General features: G+C 33.3%; 19 protein-coding genes. 10 read left to right on the forward strand and 9 right to left on the reverse strand.

Annotated features, from left to right (window positions below; genetic code table 11):
* Positions 1 to 298: 298 nt before the first annotated feature.
* Positions 299 to 976 (reverse strand): Crp/Fnr family transcriptional regulator, encoded by a 678-nt coding sequence (locus tag BUE95_RS13220; protein ID WP_073585298.1) that lies wholly within the window; start codon positions 974 to 976, stop codon positions 299 to 301.
* 110 nt (positions 977 to 1,086) lie between these two features.
* On the opposite strand from BUE95_RS13220, the gene BUE95_RS13225 reads away from it, so the two are divergent.
* The 8 genes from BUE95_RS13225 to BUE95_RS13260 all read left to right on the forward strand — a co-directional run bounded on the left by BUE95_RS13225 (position 1,087) and on the right by BUE95_RS13260 (position 9,837).
* Entirely contained in the window at positions 1,087 to 3,462 is a 2,376-nt protein-coding gene (locus tag BUE95_RS13225; RefSeq protein WP_073585300.1) for a heavy metal translocating P-type ATPase, read from the forward strand.
* A 90-nt stretch (positions 3,463 to 3,552) separates the two neighbouring features.
* A complete protein-coding gene (ccoS, locus tag BUE95_RS13230) occupies positions 3,553 to 3,750 on the forward strand; it encodes a cbb3-type cytochrome oxidase assembly protein CcoS (RefSeq protein ID WP_073585302.1) in 198 nt (65 codons plus the stop codon).
* 3 nt (positions 3,751 to 3,753) lie between these two features.
* Positions 3,754 to 5,925: a cytochrome-c oxidase, cbb3-type subunit I gene (gene ccoN, locus BUE95_RS13235; RefSeq protein ID WP_073585304.1), complete on the forward strand. Its 2,172-nt coding sequence runs from the start codon at positions 3,754 to 3,756 to the stop codon at positions 5,923 to 5,925.
* Positions 5,926 to 5,930: 5 nt separating this feature from the next.
* The gene (locus tag BUE95_RS13240; protein WP_073585306.1) at positions 5,931 to 6,101 is read left to right on the forward strand and encodes a cytochrome C oxidase subunit IV; all 171 of its coding nucleotides are present in this window, start codon (positions 5,931 to 5,933) and stop codon (positions 6,099 to 6,101) included.
* Positions 6,102 to 6,206: 105 nt separating this feature from the next.
* On the forward strand, positions 6,207 to 7,148 hold the full coding sequence (locus tag BUE95_RS13245) for a cbb3-type cytochrome c oxidase N-terminal domain-containing protein (RefSeq protein ID WP_073585308.1): 942 nt from the start codon (positions 6,207 to 6,209) through the stop codon (positions 7,146 to 7,148).
* 65 nt (positions 7,149 to 7,213) lie between these two features.
* The gene (ccoG, locus tag BUE95_RS13250) at positions 7,214 to 8,632 is read left to right on the forward strand and encodes a cytochrome c oxidase accessory protein CcoG (protein WP_073585310.1); all 1,419 of its coding nucleotides are present in this window, start codon (positions 7,214 to 7,216) and stop codon (positions 8,630 to 8,632) included.
* Between the two features lie 21 nt (positions 8,633 to 8,653).
* The gene (locus BUE95_RS13255; protein ID WP_073585312.1) at positions 8,654 to 9,103 is read left to right on the forward strand and encodes a FixH family protein; all 450 of its coding nucleotides are present in this window, start codon (positions 8,654 to 8,656) and stop codon (positions 9,101 to 9,103) included.
* A gap of 32 nt (positions 9,104 to 9,135) precedes the next feature.
* Positions 9,136 to 9,837 carry a sulfite exporter TauE/SafE family protein gene (locus BUE95_RS13260; protein WP_073585314.1) on the forward strand — a complete coding sequence of 234 codons (702 nt, stop codon included), beginning with the start codon at positions 9,136 to 9,138 and terminating at the stop codon, positions 9,835 to 9,837.
* Positions 9,838 to 9,910: 73 nt separating this feature from the next.
* Here BUE95_RS13260 and BUE95_RS13265 read toward each other — a convergent pair whose 3' ends face one another.
* Entirely contained in the window at positions 9,911 to 10,261 is a 351-nt protein-coding gene (locus BUE95_RS13265; protein WP_073585316.1) for a DUF2200 domain-containing protein, read from the reverse strand.
* Positions 10,262 to 10,909, reverse strand: a complete 648-nt coding sequence (locus BUE95_RS13270; RefSeq protein ID WP_073585318.1) for an endonuclease III domain-containing protein — start codon at positions 10,907 to 10,909, stop codon at positions 10,262 to 10,264.
* 120 nt (positions 10,910 to 11,029) lie between these two features.
* Here BUE95_RS13270 and bcp point away from each other — a divergent pair, with 120 nt between their 5' ends.
* The gene (bcp, locus tag BUE95_RS13275; RefSeq protein WP_073585320.1) at positions 11,030 to 11,482 is read left to right on the forward strand and encodes a thioredoxin-dependent thiol peroxidase; all 453 of its coding nucleotides are present in this window, start codon (positions 11,030 to 11,032) and stop codon (positions 11,480 to 11,482) included.
* 71 nt (positions 11,483 to 11,553) lie between these two features.
* Here bcp and uraH read toward each other — a convergent pair whose 3' ends face one another.
* From uraH to BUE95_RS13295, 4 genes are all read right to left on the reverse strand, one after another.
* Positions 11,554 to 11,961: a hydroxyisourate hydrolase gene (uraH, locus tag BUE95_RS13280; protein WP_073585322.1), complete on the reverse strand. Its 408-nt coding sequence runs from the start codon at positions 11,959 to 11,961 to the stop codon at positions 11,554 to 11,556.
* A 17-nt stretch (positions 11,962 to 11,978) separates the two neighbouring features.
* Entirely contained in the window at positions 11,979 to 12,497 is a 519-nt protein-coding gene (locus BUE95_RS13285) for a heme-binding protein (protein WP_143165316.1), read from the reverse strand.
* Between the two features lie 63 nt (positions 12,498 to 12,560).
* A complete protein-coding gene (locus BUE95_RS13290) occupies positions 12,561 to 13,130 on the reverse strand; it encodes a Crp/Fnr family transcriptional regulator (RefSeq protein WP_073585326.1) in 570 nt (189 codons plus the stop codon).
* 5 nt (positions 13,131 to 13,135) lie between these two features.
* On the reverse strand, positions 13,136 to 13,924 hold the full coding sequence (locus BUE95_RS13295) for a PhzF family phenazine biosynthesis protein (protein WP_073585328.1): 789 nt from the start codon (positions 13,922 to 13,924) through the stop codon (positions 13,136 to 13,138).
* Positions 13,925 to 14,021: 97 nt separating this feature from the next.
* On the opposite strand from BUE95_RS13295, the gene BUE95_RS13300 reads away from it, so the two are divergent.
* The gene (locus BUE95_RS13300; RefSeq protein ID WP_073585330.1) at positions 14,022 to 14,894 is read left to right on the forward strand and encodes a hypothetical protein; all 873 of its coding nucleotides are present in this window, start codon (positions 14,022 to 14,024) and stop codon (positions 14,892 to 14,894) included.
* Here the strand turns inward: BUE95_RS13300 and BUE95_RS13305 are convergent.
* On the reverse strand, positions 14,877 to 15,770 hold the full coding sequence (locus BUE95_RS13305) for a phosphatase PAP2 family protein (protein ID WP_073585332.1): 894 nt from the start codon (positions 15,768 to 15,770) through the stop codon (positions 14,877 to 14,879). The genes BUE95_RS13300 and BUE95_RS13305 overlap by 18 nt on opposite strands.
* Before the next feature lie 10 nt (positions 15,771 to 15,780).
* A complete protein-coding gene (locus tag BUE95_RS13310; RefSeq protein ID WP_073585334.1) occupies positions 15,781 to 19,512 on the reverse strand; it encodes a metallophosphoesterase in 3,732 nt (1,243 codons plus the stop codon).
* Positions 19,513 to 19,530 lie beyond the last annotated feature (18 nt).

A 19,530-nucleotide genomic window follows, 5' to 3' on the forward strand; every position in this document is an offset into this window, starting at 1 on the left:
TTGTCAAACGTTCGAAAGTAAACTTTCTACGATTTTTATCGAAAGACTTGAAGCGAAATTTCTTTTCCCTTTTAAATCCCACAATAAAATATCCCAAAAATTCATTACGTTAAGTAGACGTGGTATAAGTGTTACGCTCCAATTACACTCCAACTTGTTTATATGTATGACTTCGTGATACATATCTCTCTACTTTTGGGTGGATATGTATGATAATCATCATACTTTATTATTTTTGTAAATATAAAAAAATCCTACAATTTCATCCAACAAAAAATCCGCTTTTCAGCGGATTCTCTTATGTTAATCGTTTTAATTTATTCTTGTCTAAAAGTTTGATTTTTTTACCAATTAATTCAATATAAGTAGATTTGTTTAATTCCGATAACAATCGAATACAGCTTTCGGTTGCGGTGCCTATCATTCCCGCTAACTCTTCTCTTGATAATTGAATGCGTAAGGTGCCGTCATCATTTTTACCAAAAGTATCTTCTAAATAAATTAAAGTTTCGGCTAAACGTTGGCGAACGGTTTTCTGCGCCATGTTCACCATATGGTCGTCTGCTCCTTTTAAGTCTTCGCAAATGGTTTTCATCACATTCATCGAAAACTGATTGTTTTGCGTAAAGAATTGCATGACTTCGCTACGAGGAATAAAACACACTTCCATATCTTCTAATGCAACCGCACTTAAATTCGCAGGTTCGTCACTAATCATCGAACGTTGTCCTAATAACTCGCCCGGTTTTACCAATTTTACAATTTGATCTTTTCCGTTATCACTTAGTTTTGACAATTTACAAACGCCATCTTTAATACAGTAAATACCATTGGTTACTTCTCCTTCTTCAAAGATAGGCTCCCCTTTTTTAATAGTGTACGAAGTTTTACATTCGGCCATGCGAAGTAATTCATCTTTATTTAAGGCTTTTAAAGAACTAAATTGCCTCACGATACACTGCTCACATTTGCTCATATTTAAGAATTGTTTGATGTCTTTACAAAATTACAAAAATGTATGACAAATATCATATTTTGATTTATATTTATAAAAGAACTTTGTCACAGGTAAAATGAGCAAATTATATGGACACAGAAAATTGTTTCCATTGTGGTAATGAAATTATAAAAAAAGACGAGATTGTATTTGACGAAAAGAAGTTTTGTTGCAATGGTTGCAAAACCGTGTACGAAATTTTTAGTCAAAACGACCTAACGTGTTATTATGATTTTCAGGCAGCACCCGGCGCCACTCCACAAGACATTCAGGGCAAATATGACTTTTTAGACAATGAAGAAATTGGTACTAAATTATTGGAATTCCAAGAGCGTTCAACACATATTGTTTCACTCTACATTCCTCATATACACTGTAGTTCGTGTATTTGGATTCTGGAAAATCTACAAAAGCTTCAACCAGGAATAAACGCTTCGCAAGTTAATTTTGGAGAAAAGAAAGTCCGTATTACGTTCAATCCCGAACAAACTTCTTTAAAAGATATCGTCTATTTATTGAGTTCGATAGGTTACGAACCTTATATTTCATTAGAAAATTTTGATGAAGGCAAGAAAAAAATCGACCGAACTTTAATCTATAAAATAGGAGTAGCGTTTTTCTGTTTTGGAAACATCATGCTGCTTTCGTTTCCCGAATATTTTGAAGTAGAAGAATATTGGATTGACCAATACCGCGGATTTTTCCGTTGGTTGATTTTCGGATTGTCGCTTCCTACATTTATTTATTCGGCTTCTGGATATTACGTTTCTGCTTGGAAAAGTATGAAATCAGGCTTGTTGAATATTGATATTCCAATTGCTTTAGGAATTGTGGTGATGTTTATAAGAAGTACGGTCGATATTATATTCGATTTCGGGCAAGGTTTCTTCGATAGTATGGCAGGATTAATTTTCTTTATGTTATTAGGAAAGTTATTTCAACAAAAAACCTACGATTTCCTTTCGTTTGAACGTGATTATAAATCGTATTTCCCAATTGCGATTACGAAGGTTTTACCAAACGGAGAAGAAGAATCGGTTCAAGTATATGATATTCAAAAAGGAGACCGATTATTGATTCGAAATCAAGAGTTAATTCCGGTAGATGGGATTTTAATTTCTGAAAAAGCGTCTATTGATTATAGTTTTGTAACGGGTGAAGCGGTTCCGATTGAAAAAAAATCAGGCGATAAAGTCTTTGCGGGTGGAAAACAAATGGGGAAAGTGATTGAAATGGAAGTTTTGTTTTCGGTTTCCCAAAGTTACTTAACCCAATTATGGAGTAACGATGTCTTCCAAAAACGCGTAGCGCAACAACACAAAAACATTACAGATAGAATCAGTCGCTATTTTACGCCAGCTTTATTAATCTTGGCTATAGTATCCTTTATCTATTGGATTTTCATTGATGTGCAAACCGCTTTCAATGTTTTCACTGCGATTTTGATTGTAGCTTGTCCGTGTGCTTTGGCATTAACGGCTCCGTTTACATTAGGAAATGTGTTGCGCATATTAGGTAATCGAAAATTGTATTTGAAGAATGCTTTAGTTATAGAACAATTGGCTAAAGTCGACACCATTGTTTTCGATAAAACAGGAACGATAACAACTAATAAAAAAACAGCCATCACCTACGAAGGAACGGAATTAAACGCTTCCGAATTAAGATTATTGAAAAACGTTTTACGAGGTTCGAATCATCCCTTAAGTAGAAGATTATATGATTTCATTCCGAATCAAGAAAAAGTAGAAACCACAAGTTTTGAGGAAATCATTGGAAAGGGAATTTTCGCTGAAATTGAGGGGAATACCGTAAAATTAGGTTCGTCTCAATTTCTAAAAACCATGACTGAAAACACGCATAAGAAAACCAAAGTGCATGTGGAAATCAATGGAGTTTATAAAGGAAGTTACGTTTTCAATAATCAATACAGAAAAGGATTAGAGCAATTGTTTGATGATTTATCGAAGCATTACAATTTGGTTGTTTTATCAGGTGATAATGATGGCGAACGTAGTATATTAGAAAAAATGTTGCCAGCAAAAACCACTTTAGTTTTCAATCAAAAACCCGAGCAAAAACTACAATACATTGAACAATTGCAAAAAGAAGGCAAAAATGTCATGATGGTTGGCGATGGATTAAACGATGCTGGCGCCTTAGCGCAAAGTAATTTGGGACTATCGATTTCAGAAAATGTAAATGTGTTCTCTCCCGCGTGTGACGGGATTTTAGATGCAACACAATTTGACAAAATAGGTTTTTACATGCGTTACTCTAAGAATGCAATGAAGACGATTTACATGAGTTTTGGACTTTCGTTATTGTATAATGTTGTTGGACTAAGTTATGCTGTTACTGGAAAGCTAGATCCTATTGTGGCGGCTATTATTATGCCACTCAGTACGATAACGATTGTTAGTTTTGTAACAATTCTTACAAATTTGTATGCAAGCAAAAAATAATTTTATTAAATTTAAGAAAATTTTAATACATGATAAAAGTCATGTTTTATAAAAATGAGTAAGAGTAACTTTGTTTACACAATTTAAGGTATGAGTGTCATTTATTTATTAATCACAATTAGCATAGTTGTAGCTATTGTCTTTTTAGTTGCTTTTATTAAAGCAGTTAAAAGCGGACAATACGATGACGATTATACACCATCTGTACGCATGTTATTTGATGATGAGTTAGTGAAAAAAGAAAATCCAAACAAATTAATACAAACAGAAAAACAAAAATCAATCTAATTTATGGAGAAGCAACAATTTTATTACGACAACAAAATTGTAAGGAATTTCATCTACGCTAGTATCGTTTTCGGGGTAGTGGGGATGTTAGTAGGGCTTATTTTAGCTTTCCTATTTTTGTTTCCAAACTTAACGAGCGGCATTTCGTTTTTAAGTTTTGGACGCTTACGACCTTTACACACCAATGCGGTTATTTTTGCCTTCGTTGGAAACGCAATCTTTGCGGGTATTTATTACTCGATGCAGCGTTTATTAAAAGCAAGAATGTATAGCGACCTTTTGAGTAAAATTCATTTTTGGGGTTGGCAGTTAATTATTGTGGCTGCAGCAATCTCTTTACCATTAGGTTATACCACTTCCAAAGAGTATGCTGAATTAGAATGGCCAATCGATATTGCCATTGCTCTTATTTGGGTTGTTTTTGGTATCAACATGATTGGAACTATTATTAAAAGAAGAGAACGTCATATATATGTAGCCATTTGGTTTTACATCGCAACTTTTGTGACGGTTGCCGTACTTCATATTTTCAACAGTTTTGAATTGCCAGTTTCGGCAATGAAATCCTATTCGGTTTATGCTGGGGTTCAAGATGCTTTAGTACAATGGTGGTATGGTCATAATGCAGTAGCGTTTTTCTTGACCACACCTTTCCTAGGAATGATGTATTATTTTGTTCCTAAAGTAGCGAATCGTCCTGTATATTCGTACAGATTATCAATCATTCACTTTTGGTCGTTGATCTTTATTTATATTTGGGCTGGACCTCACCACTTATTATATACCGCACTACCTGATTGGGCTCAAAATTTAGGAGTTGTATTTTCTGTAATGTTACTTGCGCCATCTTGGGGAGGTATGATTAATGGATTGTTAACACTAAGAGGAGTATGGGATAAAGTTCGTACTGATGCCGTATTGAAATTTTTTGTAGTTGCACTTACAGGTTATGGTATGGCTACTTTTGAAGGGCCAATGTTATCATTGAAAAATGTAAATGCTATTGCGCACTATACGGATTGGATTATTGCGCACGTTCACGTTGGAGCTTTGGCATGGAATGGTTTCTTATCCTTTGGTATGATTTATTGGTTAGTTCCAAGAATGACAAAAACAAAATTATTCTCTGAGAAATTAGCGAATTTCCATTTCTGGATCGGAACTTTAGGGATCATTTTATATGCATTACCAATGTATGTTGCTGGTTTTCTACAAGCTTCTATGTGGAAACAATTTAAACCAGATGGTGGCGCTTTACAATATGGAAACTTCCTTGAAACGGTAACGGAGTTAATGCCTATGTATTGGATGCGTGCTATTGGAGGAACTTTATATCTTACAGGAGTTATCGTATTGGTATATAACATCATTAGAACGGTTAGACAAGGTGCTCCAGTAGAAAACGAATTAGCAGAAGCACCAGCTTTAGCAGTGATTTCTCCAAATCGTTTAAAAGGAGAAAAATTACACTCTTGGTTAGAGAGAAAACCAGTACAATTTATGATTTTAACTACAATTGCGATTTTAATTGGAGGTTTAATCCAAATTTTACCAACGATTTTAGTGAAATCAAATATCCCTGTAATTTCTTCTGTGAAACCTTATACACCACTTGAATTAGAAGGTAGGGATTTATACATCCGTGAAGGTTGTGTGGGATGTCACTCTCAAATGATTCGTCCGTTCCGTTCTGAAGTTGAACGCTATGGCGACTATTCTAAAGCAGGAGAATTCGTTTACGATCATCCCTTCTTATGGGGTTCAAAACGTACAGGTCCCGATTTAGCTAGAGAAGGTGTAAAAGGAAAACCTTTCAACGGTGGTAGAGATGATGTATGGCATTTCAATCATATGTATGATCCTCAAGGACTTAATGAGAAATCAATTATGCCTAGATACCAATGGTTAATTAAGGACGAATTGGACAAATCGGCTACGCAAGATAAAATGCGAGTAATGGTAAAATTAGGAGTTCCTTACACGGAAGCAGAAATCAATAATGCACTTAAGCATATGGATGAGCAAGCGAGTAAGATTGAAGCCAATTTATTAGCAAACCCAGATATTAAGAAATCTTTTGGAGGGAATACAACCACTCCTTTAAAAGATAGAGAGATAGTAGCATTGATTGCTTACTTGCAAAGATTAGGTACGGATACTCAAGTTAAAAAATAAGAATTATGCTAAAGTTTATTAAACATAATTTGGAAACTATCGCGGGAGTAGATATTTATCCAATCATATCATTGCTTATTTTCTTTACAGCGTTTGTTTTGTTCACGGTTTGGGCATTTACCTATAGCAAAGAAAAGATCAAAGAAATTAGTGAAATTCCATTGAACGACGAATAGTTATAAAATTAGAATAAAAGAGCGACTAAAACAACCATGATGTTTTGTGATTTTTGGGTAGTTTCATGGTTGTTTAGGTTCTCATAACATAAAAAATTTCAATTCATGAAAAAATTAATTCCATCATACGTAAGAGTTCCATTACTGTTTGCAATAGTATTTGCAGCTTTGGAATATTTTATCGATTCAGGAGATAAGCCGGCCTTTATAAAGTTTCCGATGGTAGCTTTGTTTTTAGGGGTATTCCTGTTTTTGTTAATTGCTATCGAGATTGTAATCGATGCTGTTGATAAAGTAACCTACCATTTATTAACCGATGAACAAAAAGAACAATTAGCAAATGCACAATCGGTTTCTTTTACTGAAAGCAAATGGTACCAAAATTTGGTTAGCAAACTTACACAATCAAAAGAGATTGATAAAGAAGAAGATATCATGTTGCATCATGATTACGATGGTATCAAAGAGTTAGACAATGTATTGCCACCATGGTGGGTGTATTTGTTTTACGGTACAATTGTTTTTGCTTTAGTATATTTGGTTCGTTTTCATGTAATGAACGAATATGATCAAGAGCAAGAATTTAAAAACGAAATTGAATTAGCAGCGGCAGCGAAATCTAAATTACCAAAAAGTGCTGAGGACGAGATTAGTTTTGAGACTGTAACAGCTATAACTGATGCTGCGAGCTTAGCGAAAGGGAAAGAGATCTTTAACAATGCATGTGCCGCTTGTCACAAAGCAGATGGAGGAGGTTTAGTAGGGCCAAACTTAACCGATAAACATTGGATTAATGGTGGTGGTATTAAAAACATTTTCAAAATTATTTCAGAAGGAAGTAAAAATAATCCGTCAATGGTTGCTTGGAAGTCTAACTTATCAGCAAAAGATATTCAAAGTGTTTCAAGTTATATCATGACCTTAGAAGGAACTAATCCACCAGATGCAAAAGCTGCAGAAGGAGAAATATGGACTGAGACCGCAGCAACTGAACCAGCTCAAGAAGCTGCTACGGATTCAAACAAATTGGAAACACCTGCAGAGTAATACAATAGTAAAAAAGGTTTTGGGGTATTTCTCAAAACCTTTTTTAAACTAAAATCAGCATAATTATGTCAAATTTACCAGACGAAAGTTTTAGAGATACCATATCCACTATTAATGCGGAAGGTAAGCGAAATTTTATTTTTCCTAAAAAACCTTCTGGATCTTTTTATGACAAAAGGAAGATTTTAAGTTATCTTCTTTTGGTTTTTTTGATTGCCTCTCCATTTATTAAAGTGAACGGAAATCAGTTCTTGATGTTCAACATAATGGAAAGACGTTTTAGCATATTCGGATTTGCATTTTGGCCTCAAGACTTTCATTTGTTTGTTGTTTCCATGATTGTTGGCGTAGTTGGATTAACCTTGTTTACTGTGGCTTTTGGGCGTATTTTTTGTGGCTGGTTTTGTCCACAAACTATTTTTATGGAAATGGTTTTTAGACGAATCGAATATTGGATTGATGGCGATAGAGGCTCACAAATGCGATTAGAAAGACAAAAATGGGATGCTGAAAAAATAAGAAAAAGAGTCCTGAAATGGACTATCTTCTTTATTTTTTCATTCTTCATTGCTAATGTTTTTTTAGCGTATTTGATTAGCAGTGATGAGCTCATCAAAATGATAACAGAAGGACCAACAAAAAATCTAAGTACGTTAATTGCGCTTTTAATATTTACAGGGGTTTTCTATTTTGTTTTCGCTTGGTTCAGAGAGCAGGTCTGTATTATAGCTTGTCCTTATGGAAGAATGCAAGGCGTTTTATTGGATAATAAATCTATTAATGTGGCCTATGATTATGTAAGAGGCGAGGGGGCTAATGGAAGAAAAAAATGGAGAAACGGGGAAGATAGAACCGCATTAGGTCATGGAGATTGTATTGATTGTAACCAATGTGTAGTAGTTTGTCCTACAGGAATTGATATTCGAAACGGAACGCAATTAGAATGCATAAACTGTACAGCTTGTATTGATGAATGTGATACCGTGATGGAAAAAGTAGGATTGCCAAAAGGTCTAATTCGTTATGCAAGTGAAGATGAAATTGTAAATAAAGAGAAGTTTAGGTTAACTGCTCGAATGAAAGGGTATATAACTGTATTAACGCTATTAGTTGGTGTTCTAATAGGGATGTTGTTTTTGAGAAACGATGTCGAAGCTAATTTTTTACCGATGTCAGGTCAGTTATTCCAACATAATGGAGAAAATATTCGAAATTTCTACACCTATAAAATTGTTAATAAAACCGATCAATCTTTTGATAATGTGACGATTAAAATTGTGAATTATAAAGGAGCAATTAAATTAGTTGGGAGTCCAGTTATCAAGGTTCCAAAGCAAGGCTTAGTAAGTGGAACATTATATATTGATATTCCAGAAACCGCATTGCAGGATGAGAAAGTTCATTTAGAATTAGAATTATACAACGACGATAAATTAATTGAAGAGACTTCAACTAATTTCCAAGGTCCGAGAAATTTTAATTAAAAAAATAAAAAAAATGTTATTATGAAGTTTAATTGGGGAACAGGAATTGTTATTGCTTTTGCACTTTTTATTGCATTCATTTTATCATACGTTTTTAAAGTGCAATCCAATGATAAATATGATCATGAATTAGTTGTAGAAGACTATTATAAGAAAGAAGCATTAGTTCAAGTTGATATAGAAAAGCAACAGAATGCGAATGCATTGACAAATAAGGTAATTATTAAAAATATTGCGGAGGGCGTTAAAATTGAATTTCCAGTTGATTTCGATTATTCAAAAATAAATGGAAAAGTGTCCTTATATAGACCGTCAAGTCAGAAATTAGATTTTGAAATTCCAATTTCACTATCTAGTCCACATTTGCTCATACCTAAAAGTAATTTGACTGGCGGTCTTTGGGACATTTCTATCGATTGGGAATATGATGGTGTGAAATATTTGAATAAAGATTCGTTTAGAATGGAATAATTTCTTTCTTTTGAATTTGAAATTTGTAATTGATGTTGTATTCAGCTTTTATATTTGGTTTAATTAGTAGTTTTCACTGCATAGGAATGTGTGGTCCAATTGCTATGATGTTACCAGTTGATAGAAGCAATGAAGCTAAAAAAGTAGTTCAAATTATAACATATCACATTGGTAAATTAACTGCTTACGGAGCTTTGGGATTGATTTTTGGACTACTAGGAAGAAGTTTCTATTTAGCCGGTATGCAACAACAGTTATCGATAATTGTTGGTGTTTTAATGATTTTGGTTGCAGTAATTCCTGAACGAATATTTGCCAAATACAATTTTTCAAAGCCTGTTTATCGAATTATTATGAAAGTAAAGTCGAGTTTAGGACAACAGTTTAAAAGCAAAAGTTATAAATCGTTATTCACTATTGGGTTATTGAATGGTTTTTTACCATGTGGAATGGTATATGTAGCCCTTTTTGGAGCTGTAGCCATGCAAGATATTGCTTTAGGTGTTTCCTATATGGTGCTATTTGGAATAGGTACAATACCAATGTTGGTAGCTGTGGTTTATGCTTCTGGATTGATTTCATTCTCGTTTAGAGGAGCTATTCAGAAAGCAATACCGTTAGTTGCTGTTATTATTGGGATGTTGTTTATTATAAGAGGTTTAGGTTTGGATATTCCTTATTTGTCTCCAAGTAACATAAGTTTATTTGTGCAACCCGAAGCCAATTGTCATTGATTTTTTTAGTTAATAGGGGAAAGAAGAGTGTTGAGATCATCTTATACACTCTTTTTTTTAGCCGTTTATTTGACTAGGATCTCAATATTTTTTGCATTGTTTTTCCTTTAGCTAACTCCTCTATTAATTTGTCCAAGTAACGTACTTTTTTTAGTAATGGATCTTCGATTTCTTCAATGCGATACCCACAAATAACACCGGTAATTTTAGAAACATTTTCGTTAAGTTGAGGTGCTTGGTCAAAAAAAGTTTCAAAATCTACTTTTGTATTAATTTGCTTTTGAAGGCTTTCCTGTGTGTAACCCGTAAGCCAACAAATAATTTCATCAACTTCGGCTTTCGTTCGATTTTTTTTCTCTGCTTTAGCTACATAATGAGGATAAACACTCGCAAAGATCATATGATTAATGCTTCTTGATGCCATTTACTTTTTTATTTCATTAATTACACTCTTTCTTCCAATCGTCTTCGTAATTATATCTTTTTCTAAATTCCAACCCCGTGCAGGCGAGTATTCCCGTCCATACCAAATGATTTGCAAGTGTAAGTCGTTCCAACATGCTTCAGGGAAAATACGTTTGGCATCTTTTTCGGTTTGTTGTACGTTTTTACCATTTGTTAATCCCCATCGATACATCAATCTATGAATATGCGTATCTACAGGAAATGCAGGAACTCCAAAAGCTTGGCTCATAACTACACTAGCCGTCTTGTGACCCACAGCAGGCAAAGCTTCTAAAGCTTCAAAACTTTGCGGTACTTCGCCGTTGTATTTTTCAATTAAAATCTCGGATAGGCCATGAATTCCTTTCGATTTCATAGGAGATAATCCACAAGGACGAATGATTTCTTTAATTTCTTCCACACTCATTTTTACCATATCATATGGATTATCTGCTTTGGCAAACAAAATCGGTGTAATCTGATTCACGCGAACATCCGTACATTGCGCGGAAAGCAATACTGCGATTAGTAATGTGTATGGATCTTTATGGTCTAATGGAATCGGAATTTCAGGATATAATTGATTTAACGTATTTATAACAAATGTTACCTTCTCGCTTTTGGTCATTTTTAACTAAATTTGATTCGTAAAGTTATAAAGTAAAAGCGCAATATCAAAATTCAATTTCATTGTTGCATCTTGAATCTTTTAAACTGATGAATACCTAACCTTTTAAATTATAAACAAATGACAACATTAAAAGCAGGAGATAAAGCCCCTAATTTTTCAGGTTTAGACCAAAATGGAACAACTCATACATTAGCCGATTACAAAGGAAAAAAACTTGTAGTTTTCTTTTATCCAAAAGCTAGTACGCCCGGATGTACAGCAGAAGCATGTGATTTGAGAGATAATTTTGCTCGTTTTCAAGCGAATAATTATGCGTTGTTAGGGGTAAGTGCGGATAGTGCAAAAGCACAAGCAAAGTTTATCGAAAAATATGAGTTACCCTTTCCTTTGTTAGCTGATGAAGATAAATCCGTAATTCAAGCTTTCGGCGTTTGGGGGCCAAAGAAATTCATGGGAAAAGAATACGATGGTATTCATAGAACTACTTTTGTGATTGATGAAAACGGTGTAATTGAAGCCGTTATTTCAGATGTAAAGACTAAAGCACATGCTGCTCAGATTTTGAAATAATTTTCAGTTGAAATAAAAGGAAAAGAAACGCTATCTATTTGATAGCGTTTCTTTTTTGTTTGATTTTCGAATTAATTTCCGCGATAGGTTGCATATCCATAAGCCGAGAGTGTAATGGGCACATGGTAGTGGCTTTTATCTTTAATTTGGAACACTACTTCAATGAAAGGATAAAAACTTTCTAGATTATCTTTCTTAAAATACGTGTCTGTTAAAAAAGTAAGTTTGTAAATACCCATGTTATCTTGTTCGGAACTTAAAAAATCGGTTATGCGTCCGTTTTTGTCTGTTATTTTTTCATCTATTTTTTCCCATTGGTTAGTAATTTCGTTCTTTTTTTCCAACTTTATGGTTACGCCACTCGCAGGAATTCCTTTAGAGACGTCCAGAATATGACTTGAAAGTTGATAGTTTTTGTTCTGACTAAAAGTAGTAAGACTAATGAATGCAATAGCGATTGTGAAGATTAACTTTTTCATGTTTCAATTTTTTATAATTATTTCAATTTGATTTTTTCTAATGTAGCAGATTTTGCAATAAGGTCATCATTCTCAGGACCTCCAGCGCCTGCAATTCCGATGCTTCCTACAATTTGGTTGTTATGCCATATCGGAACCCCTCCGCCAAGTAATAATAAATCGGGTAATGTATTTAAGTTTTGTGTATCTGCGTTGGAAGCAGCATTTCTAGATAATTGCAATGTAGCAGTTTTAGTGCTTAAGGCTGTAAATGCTTTTTTTCTGGCAGCTTCCATGTTATGAGTTCCAACACTTGAATCTCGTGTGAGTAAAATTAAAGTTCCAGAAGCATCTAAAATGGCAACCGCAACTTTTTTGTTTAAATCGGCTGCGGATTCGTGTGCAATTTCTAAAAGATCAAATGCGGTTTTTTGATTCAGACTCACAACCGTTAGTAGTCTATCACTAGGAAAGCTATTTTTTTTGTTGTTTGCTTTGCTTTCTTGTCCAAAAGCGATTGTGGTACAAAGAAAAGTTGTTAAAATAAGTGTTTTCATTTTCATTTTTTATGCAAAGTTAGTGGCTCTAAAAATGAAAAAGATTGACTTAAGTCAACGAATTCAAAGTTTTGATTTTATTCGGCTTAGTGTTGAGGGAGAAATTCCTAAATAACTAGCAGTCATTTTATTTGAAACTCGAAGTAATAGTTGTGGCTGATTTTGAATAGTCCATTTCACTTTGTAAAGGGCATCATATCCCTGAAAGCCATAAATTCTTTTTTGGGCAACGATGAAACCAAGCTCTAATATTTCAGTATAGATTTTAGCAAATTGAGGAATTGTTGCTACTAAATGATAAAAATCAGTTCTTGAAATTGAGAGTAATTCTGAATTTTCAATCGTTTGTAGGTATTCTTCTGCCGGTTTTTGATCAATAAAACTAGGAAGAGCCGTTCCAAAGCTTCCTTCAAAAGCAAAGAACCTTGAAATTTCATTACCATCTCTTGTTATGGTAAATAATCGAATGCAACCTTTGTTTACAAAATAATACCGATCTGCTACCTGATCAAAATGAAGTAAAATTTCATTTTTTTTGGTTTTAATTTGTTTAAAATGAGAACAAATCTCATTCAAAGTAGTTTCGTCAATACTAGTTTTACTTTTTAAAAACGATTTTAGAATAGCATACATATTTTTTATTCTATATAAAGTAATCCTTTTAAAAATAATTTAGCTTGACCACTAATTTCGACTCTATCCTGTACTACTTTACATTTCAATTCTCCACCTCGGCTAGAAACTTGAGTTGCGGTTAGTGTTGTTTTGTTTAATTTTTTTGACCAATAGGGTGTAAGTGTGGTGTGAGCCGAACCCGTGACTGGGTCTTCAATGATACCAATTTGAGGTGCGAAAAATCGAGAGACAAAATCTACTTTGTTCCCCTTAGCAGAGACAATTACGCCTCTAGCATCTAATTTAGCAATATTTTCAAAATTTGGGTTCATATTTATAATTGCTTCTTCGTTTTCAAAAATCACAAGATAATCTGTTTTTCCTTTAATAACTGTAAGGGGAGATGAAGTAAAGCAATTCGCTATTTCAGAAGTTAATGCTACTTCTTTTATTTCATCGAGAGGGAAATTTAAAGTTAGATAATTGAGCTCTCTAGCAACAGTTAAATGGCCACTTCTGGACGAGAAGAAATTGATATTATTTTCAGTGTGATTTTCATGATGAAATAAAACAAAAGCTGTTGCTAAAGTAGCATGTCCACAAAGATCTACTTCAACTGTTGGAGTAAACCACCTGATTTCATAATGGTTGTCTTTCTTTACATAGAAAGCGGTTTCAGCTAAATTATTTTCCATTGCAATTTTTTGTAATATAGCATCGTCTAGCCAACCATTTAGTGGACAGACTGCTGCTGAATTTCCTGAAAAAACTTTATTAGTGAAAGCGTCAATTTGATATATTTTAATCTCCATTATTTGAATACACATTAGTTTTTACTTAATTCAAATATAAGTATCTTTTCTTTTTTTATTCTTTACATTTCGCTAAATTTGATGTTAATTTTCCATAATGAAAAACTCTTTTATAAAAATATTATTTGTTGTATTGGTCTTGTTTTCTTGCAATCAAAATGTTAATCTAGCACAATCTCTTAAAATCAAATACGAATTTCCATCTCAGTTGCATGAAGTTTCTGGTATTACCTATGTGAATGGTTTACTTTGGACACTTGAAGACAGTGGCAATGAACCTAAAATTACTGCTTTAAATGATAATGGAACTGCAAAACAAGAAATTGTATTTGATTCTATTTCAAATATTGATTGGGAAGAATTAACAAAAGATGAAAATCAGCATCTTTATATTGGGGATTTTGGTAATAATGATAATGACCGAAAAGATTTAAGTATCTACAAAGTTTCAGCTCCTGACTATAATCAAGTAACTGAAAAAATTACTTTTCATTATCCAGAGCAAATTGATTTTCCTGCGAAAAAAAAGGAAAAGTTTTATGATTGTGAAGCATTTTTTTATCATAAGAATTATTTCTATTTGTTTACTAAAAATAGAAGTAAAGAATTTGACGGAACCACTCTTATTTACAAAATACCCGCTAAGGCAGGAAATCATGCTGCAAAATTGATAGGAACTTATACTACCTGTGGCAATTATAATTCTTGTGTAATTACGGGAGCTGCAATTAGTCCAGATGCTAAAAAAGTAGTTTTATTAAGTCATGATCGTTTATGGCTGTTTGAGAACTTTAAAAATGATGCTTTTACCACAGGTACTGCTACAATGTTAAAATTTGATCATTACAGTCAGAAAGAATCCATTTGTTTTAAAGACAATGCCACTTTGTTAATTGCTGATGAACGTTCTAAAAAGATGGGAGGCAATTTATATGAGGTAACTTTGGAAGATTTAAAAAACACCAACTAAACCAATTTGATTGTATCCTAGGTTCAAATTCCAAGAAATTTTATTTTTAGCAATTTCAGGTTGTACGTTATATTTATTGTCTTTTTTTAAATAAGAATCTACCGATTCTACTATGGCTACACTCATTATGGTACTTAAAAGTACATCAGAAGCCCAATGCGCTCCTTGCCATATTCTGGACATTGGTGAAATCATTCCTAAGGTATAAAAACCAGCTTTAACCCAAGGATTATCAAATTGTTTAGATAAGGCATAACAGGTGGTGACAGAAAGTGCTGTATGACCAGAAGGAAATGAACTAAAAGCTGGTGTTCCATCAAAAAGTTTAAAATAATTTGACCCTAATTCTGTACTTGGTCGAGCTCTACCTGCAATGGTTTTTAGGGTTTGTTGTAAAAGTCCGCTAACACTTGCAGATGAAATCATAAGGACGCCAGCATAACGCAATTTTTCGTTATTTGTTAGCAATCCAAATAGGTAGACACTTCCTGTGATACCATAATTGATTTGCGGTTTCCCAAATCTGAAACCAAATTCACTAACCACTCCAGGAATATCTTGATCCTGTTGTCTAAAAAAAGAACTGATCTCTTCATCTGAAAGGTATGTAATTCCTGTCGCAAGAATAGTAGCACCAAAGTAAGTGAAATCTTTTTTATCCCAATGTAAAGGTCTAGCAAAGGTGTGTAAAAAACCATTAGCGCTGTTTCTTGCATCAAACTTTAACTGACTCCATTTCGTCTCTTTTCTTATCGAATCAATTTCAATTTTGTGCGATATGATAATAGTATCTTGTTTTAATGAATCTATTTGTGCTACTATTTTATTATTGGATACGGTGAATACACCTATGATTATAATTATTATTTTTTTCATGCTTTTAAAATTAAAATCCAAAACCTAGTCCGAAGGCTATTCTGTTACCATCTTCACTATTAAAGAATGTTAAGCGTGCTGTTACTAAATCCAATCCACTCAACCATAATCCACCCCCAATAGATTGATGCCATTTGTTAGATCGATCACCTTCCAACCAAACCCGACCATAGTCATAACCTGCTAGAATCCCATAACTCATAGGAACAATACTTTTTATTTTGCCTATATTCCATCTTAAGTCGGTACTTTGAAAAAAAGATTGTTGTCCTAAGAAGCGTTCATTTCTAAATCCTCTTAAGTCATAATCACCCCCCAATGTAGCCCCTTGATAGAATTCAAAATTATCATTAAATAAAATTTTCCCCTTTAACAAGGTTCCTAAAACTAGTTTGTTAGATTTTACAAGTTTATGACTAAATCCTAGTTCACTTTCTAAATAAGTGAAATTTTTCTTACTATTAGATAAGTTCGTTTTCCAAGTGCCTCGTACAGAAAAAATCATTCCTAAAGTAGGGTTAGCTGCTCTATCATAGTTCTTGAAGGTATATTGAAATGATGCACCTGCAAATTGCTGGTATTCAAAAACTTCTGGATTGATTGCGTTGGGTTCGTTAATAAAACGGTTATACGTTTCTTCTACTTCAATATTTTCAAATGATGTTTGAAGCGTTATTTCGCTTCCCATTCTACCAATATATTTTAATGCTGGGGCAATTTTTAAAAGTTGTATTCTAACTCTATTATAGTCCATTCCTTTATTTTGATCAAAATTTTTTGTTTCATTTCCGTAGCCAAAATAATTGATACTAAAATTAGGAGTGGTGTAACGAGAATCTAATTCCAAGTTCCATTTTCCTAAAACTTTAGTGAAACTATTTTTGTAATTCAACTCGACTCCCTCAGTGGCAAAATAATAATTGGCGCTTACGATGTGTTTTGCTTGATAGGGGTTATTGATAAAACCTTGTTTAACATAGCTAAAATTACCGCCTATTTTTACCCCATCATCTGGATTAAAGCCTAGCATAGGCAATAGAAATGAATGATTGTATTTTGGTTTTTTATAATGATATTCGTTTAATTCGTAATCGTCTTTAAAATTAACAATCGCTCCGCTTTGAGCTTGAATGGTATTTTCTTTTGATTTGTAATCATATACTTTTACTTTTTTTCCATTTTCAATATTGTAAATGTCATGATTTTGCCCTCCTACTAGGCGAATTATACTGTGCTTTTTTGTTTTGCCCACAACCTCAAAAACATCATCATCATCCAAGCCATATATCCATATTTCTTTTGTATCTTTTTTATCGTAAGTTTTAGAAAATTGGTATTCTTCACCATCTTTCTTCATTCGAATCCAAGTTATTTTAGTTTTATCATCCGCTAAGCGTTCTATTCTGAATTTATCTTTTTTATCTGTTCCTGTTAGTATAATTCTCTTTTGCAATAGCTTATAATATTTGAATGCAAACGCCTCTAATTCTTTTTTTCTATTGCGAAGTTTGGCTTTAATTTCGGCAGTTGTTTCATCGTCTCTAATTTCAATTGGAAGTTTTGCAAATGCTTCATCAATGGCTTTATCACTTAATTGTGATATTATCCAGTTGGTCTGTTTTTTCCAATCTTCAAAAGTTGCCTTTTTAATAAAAGCAATATCTAAACTATGAGCCGAAAAATTAAACCATTTTTCACTTGGAAATGTAGCTTTAAAATGGGTTATATGTCTCGCTCCTGGGATATTTAACAACAAACTAGTTAAATTACCATCGGGTTTTGCAAAAGCTTGATCTCGGTCTCTAGGAATTGGTTTGTAAATGATATTTCCGTCTTTTTCAAATTCTGACCATCTCCATTGATCTTGATGTCTGTCCCAATCTCCAATCAGCATATCAAACAATCGTGCCTTTATGTAAGAAGCTTCGTCGACTTGATATTTTTCATCTTTTGTAATGTTCTCTAAGACTTCATCTGTTCCAATGATGTCTTGAGGTTTTCCATAACTCTCTAAGTCGATATGTTCTTTTGATTGTCGCTCTTCTACCATGTATAATTTGTCACCAAAAGCATCATTAAATTTACCTAATCGGTGTTGTTTTGGTATGAAATAAAGTTTTGGATTGCTGTGGTAAAGTCCAATTCTGTCGGATAAATCGCCAATGATGAATGGTGTAAATGGGTGACTTGATGTATAGAAATCATAAATGAACTTTTCAGCATACGTATCTTTAAAACTCGCCATTGCATTTTGATCTCTAAAAGCTGATTGTAAAAATCGGGTAGCATTTTTTTTGAGTGCTCGCATTACATATTCTTTGCCATCTTTGTCTATTAATCGTAAAGATTCAGATTGATTGCCTCCACCAGATATGGTAGGCGTTACTCCACCAAAAAGCGTGTCTAGTTGTACCGTATTAGCTTCAACAGGTAAATTATAATAGTGGCGATAATGGTTGCCCCAGATAAACTTATAAAGCTTACTCTTCTTCGTTAAATCGTCTGTATATATCGTTGCTTTTACTCTTGTATCTAGATTATAGGAGCTACTATTTGGATTGAAGTACTCATCAGGTTTTGAAATATAATGCGTATGTAATTTTTTTAGTTGTCCTTCGTTAGTACTATAAAAAGTAATTAAAGCTGATTTATCCTTGAATACTTCAACTTTGCTAAAACCATAACCTCCGAATGAAAAATCGTTTGGGAACATAGCTTTAGCAGCTTCTTTTTTTGAAGCAGCACCGCTAATTAGCTGCTTTATCTGATCACTTTCTATAAATTGTAAGTTGTGTTCGTGTCCAGAGACAACTAAAACATTATCGCGATTTTGGATTAAAGGTTTAATCTTATTAACTAGTTCACGGTACATCTTGTTTTGTGAATCTTGTGGACTAGCCCCTGAAGTTTTTCTTAAAAGATTTATAAATGACCCAACAATAGGCAATGGAATCTTATTATTAATAGGGTATAGGTGTTTTTTTAAAGCATAAACACCGCCATGAGGGCCATGGCTAATTAAGGGATGATGAATAGCCAGAATGGTGAATTTGTTTTGACTTTTATTGATTTCACTTCGTAGTTCTTCAAAGAACTCAAATCGGGTTTTGATGTTACAATCATCATTCATCGTTGGGTGTTTGTCCCAATCTTGTAAAAACCATTCACTGTCAATTATGATGACATTTACTTCATCGTTAACCTTTACCGTTTCGATTGGACAACCTTTTTTGGGTAAAAATGCTTTTTTATCGTTTAAATAATTGGCAATAAACTTTTCTTGTTCGTTTAGTCCTACCAAACCGTTGTACCAATCGTGATTGCCTGGAATAAAAATGGTTTTTCCTTTAAAGTTTTCAGCTACTTTTAATTGTAATATTATTTTCTCTTCGGCCTCTTTTCTGCTAATTGGGTTACTTTCTGTAGGCATTCCTTTTGGATAAATATTATCCCCTAAAAAAAGTAATGTTGTTTCTTTGCTAGTTGTAGTAACTTCTTTTTTTAAGATTTCTAACGTTTGTTGAGTTTCTTTATTTACAGTATTCCCGGCATCTCCAATAAAAAAAAAGGTGTGACTGATAGCTATTGCGCTACTATCTTGCATATATGCAATACCATTTTTTTTAATATTTGAACCGACACGAACGGAATTTGAAGCACAAGAAAATAACAAAATTGAAACAAGGAAAACAATATAGATTCTATTTATTGTTAAAGTAGTAAAAACCCAAAACATTTTCATAATTTAGTAACTTAAATA

Source organism: Flavobacterium cucumis (assembly GCF_900148835.1).
GTDB classification, from domain to species: Bacteria; Bacteroidota; Bacteroidia; order Flavobacteriales; family Flavobacteriaceae; genus Flavobacterium; species Flavobacterium cucumis.

Coding starts and splice junctions, on each gene's coding strand:
- BUE95_RS13310 (WP_073585334.1), bottom strand. CDS start 19,512: ATGAAAATGTTTTGGGTTTTTACTACTTTAACAATAAATAGAATCTAT.
- BUE95_RS13225 (WP_073585300.1), top strand. CDS start 1,087: ATGGACACAGAAAATTGTTTCCATTGTGGTAATGAAATTATAAAAAAA.
- BUE95_RS13270 (WP_073585318.1), bottom strand. CDS start 10,909: ATGACCAAAAGCGAGAAGGTAACATTTGTTATAAATACGTTAAATCAA.
- ccoS (WP_073585302.1), top strand. CDS start 3,553: ATGAGTGTCATTTATTTATTAATCACAATTAGCATAGTTGTAGCTATT.
- ccoG (WP_073585310.1), top strand. CDS start 7,214: ATGTCAAATTTACCAGACGAAAGTTTTAGAGATACCATATCCACTATT.
- BUE95_RS13240 (WP_073585306.1), top strand. CDS start 5,931: ATGCTAAAGTTTATTAAACATAATTTGGAAACTATCGCGGGAGTAGAT.
- BUE95_RS13260 (WP_073585314.1), top strand. CDS start 9,136: ATGTTGTATTCAGCTTTTATATTTGGTTTAATTAGTAGTTTTCACTGC.
- BUE95_RS13295 (WP_073585328.1), bottom strand. CDS start 13,924: ATGGAGATTAAAATATATCAAATTGACGCTTTCACTAATAAAGTTTTT.
- uraH (WP_073585322.1), bottom strand. CDS start 11,961: ATGAAAAAGTTAATCTTCACAATCGCTATTGCATTCATTAGTCTTACT.
- BUE95_RS13300 (WP_073585330.1), top strand. CDS start 14,022: ATGAAAAACTCTTTTATAAAAATATTATTTGTTGTATTGGTCTTGTTT.
- BUE95_RS13285 (WP_143165316.1), bottom strand. CDS start 12,497: ATGAAAACACTTATTTTAACAACTTTTCTTTGTACCACAATCGCTTTT.
- BUE95_RS13290 (WP_073585326.1), bottom strand. CDS start 13,130: ATGTATGCTATTCTAAAATCGTTTTTAAAAAGTAAAACTAGTATTGAC.
- BUE95_RS13305 (WP_073585332.1), bottom strand. CDS start 15,770: ATGAAAAAAATAATAATTATAATCATAGGTGTATTCACCGTATCCAAT.
- ccoN (WP_073585304.1), top strand. CDS start 3,754: ATGGAGAAGCAACAATTTTATTACGACAACAAAATTGTAAGGAATTTC.
- BUE95_RS13255 (WP_073585312.1), top strand. CDS start 8,654: ATGAAGTTTAATTGGGGAACAGGAATTGTTATTGCTTTTGCACTTTTT.
- BUE95_RS13220 (WP_073585298.1), bottom strand. CDS start 976: ATGAGCAAATGTGAGCAGTGTATCGTGAGGCAATTTAGTTCTTTAAAA.
- bcp (WP_073585320.1), top strand. CDS start 11,030: ATGACAACATTAAAAGCAGGAGATAAAGCCCCTAATTTTTCAGGTTTA.
- BUE95_RS13265 (WP_073585316.1), bottom strand. CDS start 10,261: ATGGCATCAAGAAGCATTAATCATATGATCTTTGCGAGTGTTTATCCT.
- BUE95_RS13245 (WP_073585308.1), top strand. CDS start 6,207: ATGAAAAAATTAATTCCATCATACGTAAGAGTTCCATTACTGTTTGCA.